The following is a 15721-nucleotide window of genomic DNA, read 5'->3' as shown; positions in this document are numbered from 1 at the left end:
TCACGCCCCCGCGAGCGGACGGTAGGCGGTGAACGTCTCGTTGTGCAGCTTCTCCCGGGCCCACTGGGCGGCGTCGGCGGCGGCGGTGACGGCGGCCTGCACCGAGCCGGCCACGTCCCGGGGGTGGCGGTTGTGCAGCGGCCCGAGGAAGCGCACGTCGGTGATCCGCCCACCGGCGGTCACCACCACCTCGACCAGCCCGTCGGGCGAGCGGACGGTCACCTCGACGGTCTCCACCGCCCGGTCGAACTCGGCCTGGAGGGACTCGATCCGGCGGTACCGCCGCACCGCCTCCTCGATCCACGCCTCGTCGATCTCGCCGCGCGGCATCCGATCTCCCCCCAGGTCGACCTCACCCTGCGTGCCACCACGATCACCGCGGCCCACCGGGACCGTACCGCACCCCGTCAACACGTGTCGATGGGCGGGAACCGGGGGTCAGCCGCGCCAGAGCGAGAGCATCATCGCCTCCACGGCGATGCGGGGTTTGACGTTCGCCTCGATCGCGGCCCGGCACTCCAGGACCGCCTCCAGCCGGCGCAGCGCCCCCTCCGGGGCCCACTTCTGCCCGCCCGCCTCGGCCAGCGCGGCGGTGTCGGTGTGCACCGGGGCGACCGGCGCGCGCAACGACGAGGTGAGCGCGTCCCGGTAGAAGCCGGCCAGGTCCACCAGGGCCCGGTCCAGGGCGTCCCGCTGGGCCCGGGTGGCCCGCGACTTTTGCCGCTTCTCCAGGTCCTTGAGCTGGCCGGCGGAGCCGCGTGTCGCGCCCGCCGCACCCCGGCCGGTGCCGCCCGCGCCCAGCGCGGTCTGCAAGGCGGCCCGCTCCGCCGCGTCGGACTCCGCCACCGAGGCCGCCGCCTCGGCCTCGGCCGCCTCGATCAGCGCCGACGCCGCGTCCAGCGCGGTGCCCACCCCGGTCAGCCGGCGCGGCACCGCCAGCACCGCGTCCCGGCGCTGACGCGCCTCGGGGTCGCGGGCCAGCCGTCGGGCCCGCCCCACGTGCCCCTGCGCGGCGGCGGCCGCCCACTGCGCCACGTCGGGCGCGATGCCGTCCCGCCGGACAAGCACCTCGGCGACCGCCGCCGCCGAGGGCTGCCGCAGCGGTACGACCCGACACCGCGACCGGATCGTCACCGACACGTCCTCCGGGTGGGTGGACGGGGCGCAGAGCAGGAAGACCGTCCGCGGTGGGGGCTCCTCGACCGCCTTGAGCAGCGCATTGCCGGCCGCCTCGGTGAGCCGGTCGGCGTCCTCGATGATCACCACCTGCCAGCGCCCGCCGGACGGGGTGCTCGCCGCCCGCAGCACCAGGGCGCGCATCTCGCCGACGCCGATGGAGAGCCCCTCGGGAGCCACCAGGCGGACGTCGGCGTGCGTGCCGGTGAGCGTGGTGTGGCAGCCGGAGCAGGTGCCGCAACCGGTGCCGTGCACGCACTGGAGGGCGGCGGCGAAGGCGCGGGCGGCCACCGAACGGCCGGAACCGGGCGGGCCGGTGAAGATCCAGGCATGGGTCATCCCGGCCCCCGGGTCGACGGCCGTGCCGGTCCCCCCGGCTTCGGCCCCCTCGTCGGCCTCGGCCAGGGCGGCCAGGTCGTCGTCCGGGTCGACGGTGGCGGAGGGTGCCGGGAGGTGGGCGGCACGCAGCACGGCGGCGGCCGACGCGGCGGCCCGGCGCAGGGTGTCGACCGCGTCGTCCTGGCCGACCAGCTCGGCGAAGACGTCCGGCATCAGGTCCGGTGCTCCATCCCCACCAGCTCCGTGTCGGATAACTCGGGCTGGACCGAGGTGTCCGGCCCGTGCGCGGGACGCGGGTGCACGATGCCGGCCGGGTCCACCAGGAACTCCTGCACCCGCCGGCCGACCTGGCCGGCGATCTCGTCGACCGGGCGGGCCGCGTCGAGCACCAGGTAACGCTTCGGGTCGTTGGCCGCGAGGTCGAGGAAGGCGTAGCGGACCCGCTCGTGGAAGGCCACGGACTCGGCCTCCAGCCGGTCGGCCCCCTGGTTGCGGGCGGCGGCCCGGGACAGGCCGGTGCGCGGGTCGACGTCGAGCAGCACCACCAGGTCGGGCTTGAGCCCGCCGGTGGCCCAGGAGGAGAGCCACGAGACCTCGTCGACCGGCAGCGTACGACCCGCGCCCTGGTAGGCCAGGGACGAGTCGACGTACCGGTCGCTGATCACCACCGCGCCCCGGATCAGGGCGGGGCGGACCACGGTGGCGACGTGGTGGGCCCGGTCGGCGGCGTACAGCAGCGCCTCGGCGCGCGGGGAGGGGGCGTCCGCGCCGGAATCCTCAAGCACCAGGGCCCGGATCCGCTCACCCACGGCCGTGGCACCCGGTTCCCGGGTCACCACGACGTCCCGGCCCTGCTCGCGCAGGCGGGCGGCGAGCTTCTCCAACTGGGTGGACTTGCCGGCCCCCTCACCACCCTCGAAGACCACGAAGAGACCGTTGGAGACGAACGGCTCGGCCGGCATCAGCGGCCGACCGCGCATCGAGCCCCACAGGTCGGCCAGGACCGGCACGCCCTTCTTGTCGTCCATCTGCCCGAACGCGCTGATCCCGGCGAAGATGCCGGCCAGGCCGGCGGCGAGCAGCAGCAGCCGGGTGGAGGAGACCGAGATGCCCAGGTCGGCGATGGTGAGCTGACGCGAGCCGCCGACCCCGACCAGCAGGCTGCTCAGCGCGATCGCCAGGATCAGCACCAGCCGGGTGCCGATCTGCACCACGGCGAAGACCCGGCCGCGTACCTCGTCGGCGACCTCGCCGCCGAGCAGCGTGGTGCCGGCGAGGAAGGCCATGCCGGCGCCCGCGCCGACCATGATCGCACCGAGGATGGCCATCGACAGGTGGATGGCGAAGGCCAGCACCAGTACGGACGCGCTGGCCAGCACGATGCTCATGCCGAACCAGCGGCGGCGGGACATGTCCCGCACGATCATCGGGCCGAGCCCGATGCCGACCGCCAGCCCGATGAAGATCGCGCCGAACAGCATGTAGAACGCGGCGTCGCCGGCACCGAGCGAGGCGGCGAAGAACTTGGCGGTGCCGATCACGATGCCGCCACCGGCGAACGCGCCGAAGATGCCGAGCACCAGGCCCCGGACCAGCGGGGTCTGGCCGATGAACCTCCAGCCCTCGGTGAACTGGCTGAACATGCCCTGCTCGGCGCGCTCACCGCGTTCCCGGGCCTGGGCCTGGCTGATCTCCTTGATGCCGAAGGCCACCACCAGCGCGGTGGCCAGCCGGGAGAAGGCGTTGAACCAGAGGGCGAGCTGGGCGGGCTCGGCCCAGCTCGGCATCTCGCCGCCGGTGACCCCGCGCACGCTGCGGTCCAGCACCGCCAGGGCGATCGCGGCGGCGACCGGCGTCAGGCCGTACGTGGTGATCAGGGTGAGCTGGTTGGCGGTCTCCAGCCGGGCGCGCGGGATGAGGTTGGGGACCGCGGCCTCCTTGGCCGGGATCCAGAGCAGGGTGATCGACTCGATCAGGAAGGTGGCGATCGCCGCCCAGGTGACCACCACGCCACCCCGGACGCCGAGCAGCGCGACCAGCGGGATCGAGGCGAACAGCAGGAAGCGCAGCAGGTCGCAGATGACCATCGTCCAGCGCCTGTCGAACCGGTCGGCGAGCACACCGGCCACCGGCCCCAGCACCAGCGCCGGGAGCAGCCGGATGGCGATCACGCCACCGAACACCGCCCCCTGGGCGGTGCTGCCGGAGACCTGCGCGGCGGCGAAGACGGAGGTGGCGAGCAGGCCGAGCCAGTCACCGAAGGAGGCTGCGCCGAGGACGATCCAGAGCCGCCGGAACGGCCGGATGCGCAGCACGGACCGGATCGCCGCAGCCCCGGACCGGTCGGTCTGGGCGGCGGCTCCGGCGGGCCCGGACGACGACGCGCCGGACGACTCGCCGTTCTGCTGGCTTTCGATGGCCGTACCTCCACGCGCCGGCCCAACACTGGGCAGTCCCGGTGCAACACTCTAGACCCGGTGGGGGCCTCCCCACCGGCGACATTCTCCTGCTCGCCGAGCCTAGGCCGCTGACGCCACCGTCCGCAGCCCGGTAGGACGTGAGGGTATTTCGCATTGCCGTCCGGACAGTTAGCGTGCATTCGTGGCCATCGACAGCGACACCCTGCGCGAACGCCTCGACAAGGCGACCGCCCACCTCGACCCGCCCTACGCCGTGGTGGACCTCACCGCCTTCGACGCCAACGCCGCCGCACTGGCCGCCCGCAGCGCCGGTAAGCCGGTCCGCGCCGCCAGCAAGTCGATCCGGTCCCGCGACCTGCTCGACCGGGCGCTCGGCCGGGCCGGCTGGGCCGGCGTGATGGCGTTCACCCTGGCCGAGGCGAACTGGCTGGTCCGCTCCGGCGCGACCGGCGACGCGCTCGTGGCGTACCCCACCGCCGACCGGGGGGCGCTCGCCGCCCTGGCCGGTGATCCGCAGCTCGCCGCGGCGGTCACCCTCATGATCGACAGCACCGAGCAGCTCGACCTGATCGACACCGTGTGTGCCCCGGGCCGCCGACCCGAGATCCGGGTCTGCCTCGACCTCGACGCCTCCTGGCGACCCCTACGCGGCCGGGTGCACGTCGGGGTCCGCCGCTCGCCGGTGCACAGCGCCCGGGCAGCCGGCGCGCTCGCCGCCGCCGTCGCCCGTCGGGCCGGCTTCCGGCTGGTCGGCCTGATGTCGTACGAGGCACAGATCGCCGGGCTCGGGGACGCCCCGCCCGGACAGGCCGCGCTCAGCGCAGCGATCCGGATCGCCCAGCGCGGGTCGTACCGGGAGCTGCTGGCCCGACGGGGTGCGGCGGTCGCCGCCGTCCGCGAACACGCCGACCTGGAATTCGTCAACGGCGGTGGCACCGGCAGCGTGGCCGCCACCAGCGCCGACCCCTCGGTCACCGAGGTCACCGCCGGCTCGGGGCTGTACGGCCCGACGCTGTTCGACGCCTACCGCGCCTGGCGACCGACCCCGGCGGCGTTCTTCGCCTGCTCGGTGGTCCGCCGCCCGACGCCGGAGATCGCCACCGTGCTCGGCGGCGGTTGGATCGCCTCCGGACCGGCGGCGACGAGCCGGCTACCGCGGCCGTGGCTGCCGGCCGGGCTGGAACTCGTCGGCACCGAGGGCGCGGGCGAGGTGCAGACCCCGCTCACCGGCGCCGCCGCAGCCGCCCTGCGGATCGGCGACCGGGTGTGGTTCCGGCACGCCAAGGCCGGCGAACTCTGCGAACGGGTCAACGACCTGCACCTGGTCGACGGGGACAGCGTGGTCGCCACGGTGCCCACCTACCGGGGTGAGGGCCACGCCTTCCTCTGATCCGCCCCTCGCGGTGCCGGTCCCGGGCCGGCCGTCGACGGCACGGAACCGGCTACGGCCGGCCCAGGGGCGGCTTCGCGGGCCGGCCGGGGCGGTCGGTCAGGGCCGGTCGGTCAGGGCTGGGCGGCGGGTTCGGTCGGGGCCTCGACGTGCCGGTGAAGGTACTCCCGGATGAGCGCCTTGGCCTCGGCGAGGACCCGTTCGTCGCCCTCCTGCTTGCGGCGGAACGCCAGCTTGATCAGGGCGTCGGCGGCCTCGACGGCGATCTCCAGGCAGAACCGCAGGCGCGGCTCGTCGACCATGCCGAACCGCTCGGTGAGCACCCGGGCCAACTGGTCGGCGATCACCCCGTTGTTGTCCCGCTGCTCGTCGAGCAGGTGCAGGTCGACGACGTCACCGAAGTGCAGGGTCCGGAAGCCCGGGACCGTCCGGTGCATCGAGATGTACTCGTCGATGCCCGCGTCGACGCCGTCCCACCAGTGGGTCAGGTCGTCGGAGGCGAAGCGCTCGTCGAGCCGCTGGAGGTAGGACTCCATGGTGCGCAGCGTCAACGCCTGCACTATCGCCCGCTTGTCCGGGAAGAACTGGTAGACCGACCCGATCGCCACCTCGGCCCGCTCGGCGAGCAACGTGGTGGTCAACCCCTCGTACCCCACCTCGTCGACGAGCTCGGCACAGGCGTCCAACATCCGTTGGACGCGCGCGACACTTCGACCCTGCACCGGAACGCGGCGCAGCGGCCCGGTCGTGGCGGCTGGTGTGGACACTCGACGCCACCCCCCTTCGACGGAAGAACATATCCACATGTCACGAGGCCGTGACTACCGGTACAACGAGCGGACCTCGATTGCGGTATTTACCAGGCACAACGTTCCTGATATGAAGTCAGTTCACGTTCATGTCGAGGAGCGCCGATGGCCGGTAACACCACCGCTTGGTCCAACTGGGCGGGCAACCAACGCAGTGTCGCCACCGCCATCCTGCGCCCTACCACCGTCGAGGACACAGCCGAGGCGGTCCTCGACGCGGCGGGCGCGGGTGAGCGGATCAGGGTGGTCGGCAGCGGTCACTCGTTCACCCCCATCGCCCTGTCCGACGGCCGGCGGATGGAATTGTCCGCCCTCGACACCGGCGTCCGGGTCGACCGGGACGCCCGACTGGTCACCGTGCCCGCCGGGATGACCCTGCAGGCGCTCAACGCGCTGCTCGCCGGGCACGGCCTGGCCATGCCCAACCTGGGCGACATCGACGCGCAGACCATCGCCGGGGCGATCTCCACCGGCACCCACGGCACCGGCGCCGCGTACGGCTGCCTGTCCACCTTCGTCGAGGCGCTCACCCTGGTCACCGGCACCGGCGAGGTGCTGCACTGCTCGGCCGAGGAACACCCGGACATCTTCGCCGCCGCCCGGGTCGGCCTGGGGGCGCTCGGCGTGCTCGTCGAGGTCACCCTACGCTGCGTCGACGCGTTCACCCTGCGCGCACACGAACGCCCCGCCCCGCTCGACGAGGTGCTTGGCGACCTGTCCGGTCTCATCGGCCGGCACGACCACGTCGAGTTCTACTGGTTCCCGTACACCGACCGGGTGCAGCTCAAGACCAACGACCGGGTGCCCACCGACGACCGGCCGCTGCCCCGCTGGCGGGGCTGGCTGGACGACGAACTCCTCGCCAACACCGTCTTCGCCGGGGCCTGCCGGCTGGGTCGGGCCGTCCCGACGCTGGTGCCCACGATCAGCGCGGTCTCCGCCCGCGCACTCACCGAACGCACCTACACCGGCCGCTCCGACACCGTCTTCTGCACCCCGCGTCGGGTCCGCTTCGTGGAGATGGAGTACGGCATCCCGCGCGCCGCCCTGCCGCAGGCGCTGGCGGAACTGCGCCGCCTCGTCGACCGGCTGCCGTTCAAGGTGCTCTTCCCCGTCGAGGTGCGGTTCACCGCAGCCGACGACATCTGGCTGTCCCACGGCTACGGCCGCGACTCCGCCTACCTCGCCGTCCACCAGTACGTCGGCATGCCCTACGAGCCGTACTTCCGGGCCTTCGAGGAGGTCGCTGCGGGGCTGGGCGGCCGACCCCACTGGGGCAAGATGCACTACCGGGACGCAGCCTCCCTGGCGACCGTGTACCCGAAGTTCGCCGACTTCCAGGATCTGCGGGCCCGCCTCGACCCCGGCCGGGTCCTCACCAACCCCCACCTCGACCACATCCTCGGCCCCTGACCGACGACCCATCGGGATCCTGGAGGAAACGGCCTCAGGGGGCCGTCTGCCTCCAGGATCGCCGGGTGGGTGGCCGGGGACGGGTGGGTCACTCGGCCGCGGTGGTGGCCTTGCGGGGGGCGGCCTTCCTGGCCGGGGTCTTCTTCGCCGTCGTGGTCGTGGCGGTGGTCGTCTTCTTGGCGGCCGTGGACTTCGCGGCGGCGGTCTTCTTCGCCGTCGTCGCCTTGGTCGCCGTGGCCTTCTTGGCCGCCGTCTTCTTGGCGGGGGCCTTCTTCGCCGCCGCCTTCTTCGGGGCCGGGCCCTTCGCCCGCTTCTCGGCCAGCATCTCCGACGCCTGCTCGATGGTCAGCTCCTCCGGGGTCTGCCCGCGCCGCAGCGACGCGTTGAACTCCCCGTCGGTGACGTACGGCCCGAACCGGCCGTCCTTGATCACCAGCGGCTTCTCGGTCAGCGGGTCGACGCCCATCTCGCGCAGCGGGGGCGCGGCGGCCCGACGCTGGCGGGTCTTCGGGGCGGCCAGCAGGGCCAGCGCCTCGTCGAGGGTGACGGTGAACATCTTGTCTTCCGAGTCCAGCGAGCGGAACTCGTCACCGCGCTTGACGTACGGGCCGTAGCGGCCGTTGTTGGCGACGACCTCCGCGCCGTCCGGGGCGACCCCGATCACCCGGGGCAGGCTGAGCAGCTTCAACGCCTCGTCGAGGGTGAGCGAGTCCGGGGTCTGCGTGCGCAGCAGCGACGACTTGCGCTCGCCGCTGGCGACGTACGGGCCGAACCGGCCGGACTTGAGCACGATCGGCTCCCCGGTGGCCGGGTCGTCGCCGAGCTTGCGTTCGCCGCCCCCACCGAGGAACAGCTCGTGCACCTTCTCCGGGGTCAACTCGTCGGGGGCCAACCCCTCCGGGATCGGCGCCCGGTCGCCCTGGCTGCCGCCCTCCTCGCCGTCGGCCTTCGGTGCCGGCTGCTCGCCGGGCAGGGCCCGTTGCAGGTACGGCCCGAACCGACCGACCCGGACGACGACCTCGCGCCCCTCGTCGTCGGTGTGCAGCGGGATCGAGTTGACGCTACGCGCGTCGATCTCGCTGAGGTTCTCGGTGACCAGCTTCTTCAACCCGCCCGCGTGGGCGATGGCCTGGTCCCCGGTGCCGTTGCTGCTGCCGAAGTAGAACGCGGTGAGGAAGTCGACGGCGGCGTGGTCGCCCCCGGCGATCTCGTCCAGCTCGTTCTCCATGCTGGCGGTGAAGTCGTAGTCGATCAGGCGCGGGTAGTGCCGTTCCATCAGACCGATCACCGCGAACGCCAGGAACGTCGGGATCATCGCCTGGCCGCGCTTGGTGACGTAGCCCCGGTCCTGGATCGTCTGCATGATCGACGCGTACGTCGACGGGCGGCCGATGCCCAGCTCCTCCAGTGCCTTGACCAGCGACGCCTCGGTGTAGCGCGACGGCGGCTGGGTGTGGTGGCCCTGCGCGGCCAGCTCGTCGGCGGTCAGCGGCTGGTCCTTGACCAGGGTGGGCAGCCGGCGCTCGGCGTCCTCGGCCTCGGCGTTCTCGTCGTCGCTGGACTCGACGTAGGCCCGCAGGAAGCCCGGGTCGGTGATGGTCTTGCCGGTGGCGCCGAAGTCGGCCTCCTCCTGCGCGACGGAGACCGCCCGGATGCGCACCGACACGCTGGAGCCGACCGCGTCGGTCATCTGCGAGGCGATGGTGCGCCGCCAGATCAGCTCGTAGAGCTTGAACTCCTCGCCGGACAGCTCCTTGGCCACGTCGCCGGGGGTGCGGAAGTTGTCACCCGCCGGGCGGATCGCCTCGTGCGCCTCCTGGGCGTTCTTCACCTTGCCGGTGTAGCGACGTGGCTCCGGCGGCACGCTGCGCTCGCCGTACAGCTCGACGATCTGCCGGCGGGCCGCCGCGATGGCCGTCTCGGAGAGGTTCACCGAGTCGGTACGCATGTAGGTGATGTAGCCGTTCTCGTAGAGCCGCTGCGCGGTGCGCATCGTCTGCTGCGACGAGAACCGCAGCTTGCGGGCCGCCTCCTGCTGGAGGGTGGAGGTGATGAACGGCGCGTACGGGCGGCGGCGGTAGGGCTTCTCCTCGACCCGGGTGACGGTGAACGGCCGCCCGTCGAGGCGGGCCGCCAGGCCCCGCGCCCCGCTCTCGTCGAGGTGCACCACGCCCGCTCCGGGCCGCACCCGGCCGGTGGTCGGCTCGAAGTCCTTGCCGGTGGCGACCCGGTCACCGTTGAGCGCGACCAGGGTGGCGTTGAAGGTACGCGGGCCCTCGCCCGGGTTCGCCACCGCGAGGGTGGCGAGGATGTCCCAGTACTCGGCGGTGCGGAAGGCCATCCGCTGGCGCTCCCGCTCGACCACGATCCGGGTCGCCACGGACTGCACCCGGCCCGCCGAGAGCCTCGGCATGACCTTCTTCCACAGCACCGGGGAGACCTCGTAGCCGTAGAGCCGGTCGAGGATGCGGCGGGCCTCCTGGGCGTCGACCAGGTCCCGGTCGATCTCGCGGGGGTTCGCCACCGCCGCCTGGATGGCCGGCTTGGTGATCTCGTGGAAGACCATCCGCTTGACCGGCACCTTGGGCTTGAGGGTCTCCACCAGGTGCCAGGCGATCGCCTCGCCCTCGCGGTCCTCGTCCGTGGCCAGGAAGATCTCGTCGACCTCCTTGGCCAGCTTCACCAGCTTGCTGATCTGCTGCTTACGGTCGGCCGAGACCACGTAGAGGGCGTGGAAGCCGTTGTCGACGTCCACCCCCAGCCGGGCCCACGACTCACCCTTGTACTTGGCCGGCACGTCAGCGGCGTTGCGGGGTAGGTCCCGGACGTGGCCGAAGCTGGCCTCCACGACGTACCCCGGGCCGAGATAGCCCGAGATCGTCTTGGCCTTCGCCGGAGACTCGACGATGACCAGACGGGTGGTTCCAGCTCTGCTCGGCACGTCTCTCCCCGACCTCGCTCCTGCTCCAGGCCCGTTTCGGGCCGTGTTGCGCCCGCCGGACCACCGTCGGTCCGGATGTCCAACGTAACGCGCCACCCTGGTTCCGGGCCCCGGGGGCGGCAAACAGCGTCCGCGCGGCGGCACCGCCGGCGCCGCGCGGCCTCAGTGACCGGACGGCGCCACCGTACACCGTGGGTAGGCCCCGAAGTGGGCCACGGTGACGACGCCGCCCCTCCGACCTGGGCGAACCCAGGTGTTCACAGAGTGAGACGACTAGCATACTCTCCGCGATACCGTCCATGATCGGACGCCCGGCCGGTCTCGGCTGATGACTCCACTGGGCCGAAGTGGCGGCATCCGGTCGCTCCGATACCGCAACACAGCCCCCGTAGAGCCGATCACCACCCGTCCCCCGGGCGGCCGGCGGGCCCGGGCGGGGCGGTCACGGCCAGAGGTCGGCGGGGGCGGCCGGCGGGCGGTCGCCGACCAGTTCGGCCAGCCGGGCCAGCCGCCGCCCACCGATCCGGTACGCCGGGCCGCCCGCCTCCGGCTCCAGCAGCGCCGCCGGCAGGCCCACCACCGCGAGCGCCGCCCGCACCACCGGCCACCACGGCTCGTCCCGCCGGTCCAGGCGCAGCAGCAGCCCGGCGTCGTCGGCCGCCCCGGCGGCGGCCAGCCACAGCCGCAGCCGCCGGCCGTGCAGGTGGAACCGGGGCGGTGGCCGCTTCACCCCACCGGCCAGCCAGGCCGTCGCCAACGGCGCCAGCGTGGTCAGGTACGGGGTCCGCACGACGTAACGCTGCTCCCCGGTCGACTCCCAGCCCGCCGCGAGCCCCCGCCGGGCCAGCTCGTCGACGAGCACGTGCACCCGCCAGGCCGCGTCCACCCCGACGGACAACCGGGCGGTTCGGCCCATCCGGTGCACCTCCCCCGGGCCGGCGAGCAGACCGGCCAGGTCGGCGACGGACGGGTCGGCCGCCTCGGTGCCGAACAGCGACAGCTGACGCCCCGGTTCCCCGGGCGGGTCGGCACGCCTCAGCGACACTCCGGAACCTCGTCGAAGGCCTGTTTGAGTTCTGTCGAGTTGAGCCGCCCGGTGTCCAGCGCGCTCGCGTCGTACTCCTGGTTGAGCGTGTCCACCGCGGCCTGGACGCCGTCGTAGAAGGCGGCGGCCCGCGTGGTGTCCAGGGCGTCGATGGTGTCCCCGGCGCGACCGTAGGCGTCCCTGATCTTCGCCAGGGAGGTGCGGAACCCCTTCGACACCTCGTCGCCGCGGTCGGTCTCCGGGATGCCCGCGTCGGCGATCCGGCGGCGGGCCGTCTCGCTCGCCTGTTCGGCGCCGCCGAAGAGCCGCACCAGGTTCTCCTTCGCCTGCGCCGGGGTGGTCTGCGCGGTCATCTGCTGGTGGGTGCTGCTGGTGAGTTTGCTGATCTCGGCCCGCCACGGGGTGAGCGCCTCGCAGACCGACGCCGCCCAGGCCCGGGGGCTGGGCCCGCCACCGCACCCGGCCACGACGAGTACGACCGTGACGAGGACCGCCGTGAGCTTTCCGGCGTCACCCGCCCGACACGTACGCATGCGTTGCAGCGTACGGCCTCCGGGCGATTGCGCCAGCGGTCAGGTTTCGGGGTGCACCGCCCGACGCGGCGGGCCCCCGCAGGACGGGGACCCGCTGCGTCGTGACTCAGGCGTTGGCGGTTTCGACCCGCTTCGGGTCGTTGCCCGTGCCGGTGCCGCCACCGTCCGGGTTGGAGTCCATGGCGACGCCCTTGCGCTTGCTGAACACCACCGCCGCGACCACGATCAGGGTGGCGACCACCGCGATCGTCAGGCGCAGCGGGGTGTTCCGGTCGTCGCCGACGCTCCAGGCCACCACGGCCGGCGCGATCAGCAGCGAGACCAGGTTCATCACCTTGATCAGCGGGTTGATCGCCGGGCCGGCGGTGTCCTTGAACGGGTCGCCGACGGTGTCGCCGATGACCGTCGCCGAGTGCGCCTCGGAGCCCTTGCCGCCGTAGGAGCCGTCCTCGACGAGCTTCTTGGCGTTGTCCCACGCGCCACCGGAGTTGGACAGGAAGACCGCCATCAGGGTGCCCGCCCCGATCGCCCCGGCCAGGTAGGAGGCCAACGCGCCGGGGCCGAGGCCGAAGCCGACCGCGATCGGGGCGAGGATGGCCAGCAGGCCGGGGGTCATCAGCTCGCGCTGCGCGTCCCGGGTGCAGATGTCGACGACCTTGCCGTACTCGGGGCGCTGGGTGCGGTCCATGATGCCGGGCAGCTCACGGAACTGCCGGCGGACCTCCATCACCACCGCGCCGGCCGAGCGGGACACCGCGTTGATGGCCAGCCCGGAGAAGAGGAAGACCACCGCCGCACCGATGATCAGACCGACCAGGTTGCGCGGGTTGGCGACGTTGAGCGCGTTGAGGATCTCGCTGCCGACGTCCCCGACGCCCGCGTCGGAGTACGCGGTACGCAGCGTGTCGGTGTACGAGCCGAACAGCGCGGTGGCCGCGAGCACGGCGGTGGCGATCGCGATGCCCTTGGTGATCGCCTTGGTGGTGTTGCCGACCGCGTCCAGTTCGGTGAGGATCCGCGCGCCGTTCTCGTCGATGTCGCCGGACATCTCGGCCACGCCCTGCGCGTTGTCGGAGATCGGGCCGAAGGTGTCCATCGCGACGATCACGCCGACGGTGGTGAGCAGGCCGGTGCCGGCCAGCGCGACCGCGAACAGCGACAGGGTGATGGAGCTGCCGCCGAGCAGGAACGCGCCGAAGACCCCGGCGCCGATCAGCAGCGCCGAGTAGACCGCCGACTCCAGGCCGACGCTGATGCCGGCGAGGATGACGGTGGCCGGGCCGGTCTGCGAGCTCTTGCCGATGTCCTGCACCGGACGCCTGTTGGTCTCGGTGAAGTAGCCGGTCAGCGCCTGGATGGCGGCGGCCAGCACGATGCCGATGACGACCGCGCCGATGGCGACCACGCGGGGGTTCTGGTCGACGTCGGTGAGCCCGCCCTCCAGCTCGCCGAAGCTGGCCGGGAGGTAGAGGAACGCGGCGACCGCGACCAGCACCGCGGAGAGCACCGCGGAGAGGTAGAACGCCCGGTTGATGGCGGTCAGGCCGTTGCGGTCGGAGGTGCGCAGCCGGGTGATGAAGACCCCGACGATGGCGATCAGCACCCCGATGGTGGAGATGATCAGCGGGAAGACCAGGCCGTCCTCGCCGAACGCGGCCCGGCCGAGGATCAGCGCGGCGACCAGCGTGACCGCGTACGACTCGAAGAGGTCGGCGGCCATGCCGGCGCAGTCGCCGACGTTGTCGCCCACGTTGTCGGCGATGGTGGCGGCGTTGCGCGGGTCGTCCTCGGGGATGCCCTGCTCGACCTTGCCGACGAGGTCGGCGCCGACGTCGGCGGCCTTGGTGAAGATGCCGCCGCCGACCCGCATGAACATGGCGAGCAGGGCGGCACCGAAGCCGAAGCCCTCCAGCACGGTCGGCGCGTCGCCCTTGAACAGCATGACCACGAGCGCCGCGCCGAACAGGCCGAGGCCGACGGTGAGGAAGCCGACCACGCCACCGGTACGGAAGGCGATCTTCATGGCGGCCTCCCGGCCGCCTGCCGCCTCCCGGGCCGCGGCGGCGACCCGCAGGTTGGCCCGGGTGGCCAGCCACATCCCGGCCCCGCCGATGAACGCGCTGAACAGGGCGCCGACCACGAAGAACGCGGACCGGCCGATCTTCACCGCCAGTTCGCTGCCGTCGGTGTCGTGCACCGGTAGCAGGAAGAGCAGCACGACGGCGACGACCACGAAGATCGCCAATGTCCTGAACTGCCGGAGCAGATAGGCGGAGGCGCCCTCCTGCACCGCGCCGGAGATCTCCTGCATGTTGGTGGTGCCCTTACCGGCTGCCAGCACGGCCTTGGTCAAGGCGGCGGCGAAGACGAGTGCCACCAGCGCGATGACCGCGGCGATGACGACGTACGTCACGTTCTCTCCGGTGAGGGACAGCGCGCCGCCTTCGGCGGCCAAGGTCCCGGACATCTATGTCCTCCTGTACCGAACACTGTCGCGCCGGCCAGTGGACGTATGACCGACGCCTGGATGCGGTGGCGCACGTGCTCTGAACCCGCCGCCACGGAAGATGATCAACATCCATATCCGCTGGCTGCGGGAACGATCACGTACTGACAACCCACAGACTGTAGCCCTGGCCAGTGTTGGAGGTCACACCTGGGGGACACCGTGTCCGGATGATCTCCGTAACTGTGTTATGAGGAAAAATCTGATATGGGAGGCCATCAACACTACGAGGCCGCGACCCACCAAGGGTCACGGCCTCGTACACGTACAGTGAAATCAGCGACCGACCGGCCACACCATCCGGACCTCGGTTCCGATGCCCTCGGCCACCGGCCGCACCTGGAGGTCCTCCACGAAACCGGCGAGCAGCGCGAAGCCCACGCCTGTGGTCAGCGCCTCGTCGGTCAACGCCTCGTTGGCCAACTCGTCGGCGTTCAACGCGGCCAGGCCCAGCCCCGCCTCGATCGGCGCCCGGTCCACCACCCGCACCGAATACGCTCCGGAGTCGGACATCTCCACGAGCACCGGGTCGGCCAGACCGTACTGGTGGTGCAGCGCGACCGCCCGGGTGCACGCCTCACCGATCGCCAGCCGCACCTCGTCGAGCAGATCCTCCCGGACCCCGGCCCGACGGGCCACCGCCACACCGACCAGGCGGGCGGTGCGCACGTGCACCGGCGCCGGTGAGAAGGAGAGCCGGACCGTCGCCATCACGCGCCGGGGACGGTGGGGTCGGCGGCGATCGCCGCGTCCACCGTCGGGTGCAGGGGGAAGACCTGGTCCAGGGCGGTGATCCGGAAGATCTTCAGCAGCGGCTCCTTGTCGCAGACCAGGGCGAACGACCCCCCGGCCGACCGCAGCCGCTTCAGGGCACCGACCAGCACACCCAGACCCGTGGAGTCGAGGAAGTCCACCCGCCCCAGGTCGACGACCACCCGCCGGGCACCGCCGTCGATCAACTCCAGGAGCCGTTCGCGCAGTCGGGGTGCGGTGTAGACGTCCACCTCACCGCCGACCTCGAGCACCGTGTGTTCCCCCACGGTGCGGGTCGCCAGCGACAGCTCCATCAGTCCTCCTCCGAGAGCCGTAAACTCTCCTGGGCATCTAACCATCCCCGCCCGACGGCCTGACGAGGTCACCGGCGGCGAC

General features: G+C 72.4%; 12 protein-coding genes. 2 read left to right on the top strand and 10 right to left on the bottom strand.

The window, feature by feature from the left end; translation table 11 throughout:
• The 3 genes from ACN261_RS11345 to tmk all read right to left on the bottom strand — a co-directional run bounded on the left by ACN261_RS11345 (position 1) and on the right by tmk (position 3839).
• Positions 1-330 carry a YbaB/EbfC family nucleoid-associated protein gene (locus ACN261_RS11345; RefSeq protein ID WP_088643476.1) on the bottom strand — a complete coding sequence of 110 codons (330 nt, stop codon included), beginning with the start codon at positions 328-330 and terminating at the stop codon, positions 1-3.
• A gap of 108 nt (positions 331-438) precedes the next feature.
• Entirely contained in the window at positions 439-1728 is a 1290-nt protein-coding gene (locus ACN261_RS11340; RefSeq protein WP_425849913.1) for a DNA polymerase III subunit delta', read from the bottom strand.
• Entirely contained in the window at positions 1728-3839 is a 2112-nt protein-coding gene (gene tmk / locus ACN261_RS11335; protein WP_421486980.1) for a dTMP kinase, read from the bottom strand. The genes ACN261_RS11340 and tmk overlap by 1 nt, the downstream gene beginning before the upstream one ends.
• 277 nt (positions 3840-4116) lie before the next feature.
• Here tmk and ACN261_RS11330 point away from each other — a divergent pair, with 277 nt between their 5' ends.
• Complete coding sequence (locus ACN261_RS11330; RefSeq protein WP_204925809.1) at positions 4117-5325, top strand: amino acid deaminase/aldolase; 1209 nt, start codon at positions 4117-4119, stop codon at positions 5323-5325.
• 113 nt (positions 5326-5438) lie between these two features.
• Here the strand turns inward: ACN261_RS11330 and ACN261_RS11325 are convergent, their stop codons facing one another.
• Positions 5439-6014 (bottom strand): TetR/AcrR family transcriptional regulator, encoded by a 576-nt coding sequence (locus ACN261_RS11325; RefSeq protein WP_204925808.1) that lies wholly within the window; start codon positions 6012-6014, stop codon positions 5439-5441.
• A 225-nt stretch (positions 6015-6239) separates the two neighbouring features.
• Here ACN261_RS11325 and ACN261_RS11320 point away from each other — a divergent pair, with 225 nt between their 5' ends.
• Complete coding sequence (locus tag ACN261_RS11320) at positions 6240-7547, top strand: D-arabinono-1,4-lactone oxidase (protein ID WP_425849910.1); 1308 nt, start codon at positions 6240-6242, stop codon at positions 7545-7547.
• 88 nt (positions 7548-7635) lie between these two features.
• Here ACN261_RS11320 and topA read toward each other — a convergent pair whose 3' ends face one another.
• The 6 genes from topA to ACN261_RS11290 form a co-directional block, all read right to left on the bottom strand.
• On the bottom strand, positions 7636-10488 hold the full coding sequence (gene topA, locus ACN261_RS11315) for a type I DNA topoisomerase (RefSeq protein ID WP_421485136.1): 2853 nt from the start codon (positions 10486-10488) through the stop codon (positions 7636-7638).
• Between the two features lie 442 nt (positions 10489-10930).
• Entirely contained in the window at positions 10931-11533 is a 603-nt protein-coding gene (locus ACN261_RS11310) for a hypothetical protein (RefSeq protein ID WP_421485135.1), read from the bottom strand.
• On the bottom strand, positions 11524-12066 hold the full coding sequence (locus ACN261_RS11305; protein WP_421485134.1) for a hypothetical protein: 543 nt from the start codon (positions 12064-12066) through the stop codon (positions 11524-11526). Before ACN261_RS11305 ends, ACN261_RS11310 begins: the two co-directional genes overlap by 10 nt.
• A 106-nt stretch (positions 12067-12172) precedes the next feature.
• Positions 12173-14533 (bottom strand): sodium-translocating pyrophosphatase, encoded by a 2361-nt coding sequence (locus tag ACN261_RS11300; protein ID WP_421485133.1) that lies wholly within the window; start codon positions 14531-14533, stop codon positions 12173-12175.
• Positions 14534-14848: 315 nt separating this feature from the next.
• Positions 14849-15283 carry an ATP-binding protein gene (locus tag ACN261_RS11295; RefSeq protein WP_204925977.1) on the bottom strand — a complete coding sequence of 145 codons (435 nt, stop codon included), beginning with the start codon at positions 15281-15283 and terminating at the stop codon, positions 14849-14851.
• Positions 15283-15639 (bottom strand): STAS domain-containing protein, encoded by a 357-nt coding sequence (locus ACN261_RS11290; protein ID WP_204925803.1) that lies wholly within the window; start codon positions 15637-15639, stop codon positions 15283-15285. The genes ACN261_RS11295 and ACN261_RS11290 overlap by 1 nt, the downstream gene beginning before the upstream one ends.
• Positions 15640-15721: the final 82 nt, after the last annotated feature.

This window comes from Micromonospora sp. WMMD723 (genome assembly GCF_049863385.1).
Classification (GTDB): domain Bacteria; phylum Actinomycetota; class Actinomycetes; order Mycobacteriales; family Micromonosporaceae; genus Micromonospora; species Micromonospora wenchangensis.
The sequence above is the reverse complement of the archived record's forward strand: the minus strand, read 5'-3'. Positions and strand labels throughout refer to the sequence as shown.

Bases quoted from the DNA above. Each gene is read 5' to 3' on its own strand.
- ACN261_RS11345 (WP_088643476.1), bottom strand. From the start codon at position 330: ATGCCGCGCGGCGAGATCGACGAGGCGTGGATCGAGGAGGCGGTGCGG.
- ACN261_RS11320 (WP_425849910.1), top strand. From the start codon at position 6,240: ATGGCCGGTAACACCACCGCTTGGTCCAACTGGGCGGGCAACCAACGC.
- ACN261_RS11290 (WP_204925803.1), bottom strand. From the start codon at position 15,639: ATGGAGCTGTCGCTGGCGACCCGCACCGTGGGGGAACACACGGTGCTC.
- ACN261_RS11300 (WP_421485133.1), bottom strand. From the start codon at position 14,533: ATGTCCGGGACCTTGGCCGCCGAAGGCGGCGCGCTGTCCCTCACCGGA.
- ACN261_RS11305 (WP_421485134.1), bottom strand. From the start codon at position 12,066: ATGCGTACGTGTCGGGCGGGTGACGCCGGAAAGCTCACGGCGGTCCTC.
- ACN261_RS11325 (WP_204925808.1), bottom strand. From the start codon at position 6,014: ATGTTGGACGCCTGTGCCGAGCTCGTCGACGAGGTGGGGTACGAGGGG.
- ACN261_RS11295 (WP_204925977.1), bottom strand. From the start codon at position 15,283: ATGGCGACGGTCCGGCTCTCCTTCTCACCGGCGCCGGTGCACGTGCGC.
- ACN261_RS11340 (WP_425849913.1), bottom strand. From the start codon at position 1,728: ATGCCGGACGTCTTCGCCGAGCTGGTCGGCCAGGACGACGCGGTCGAC.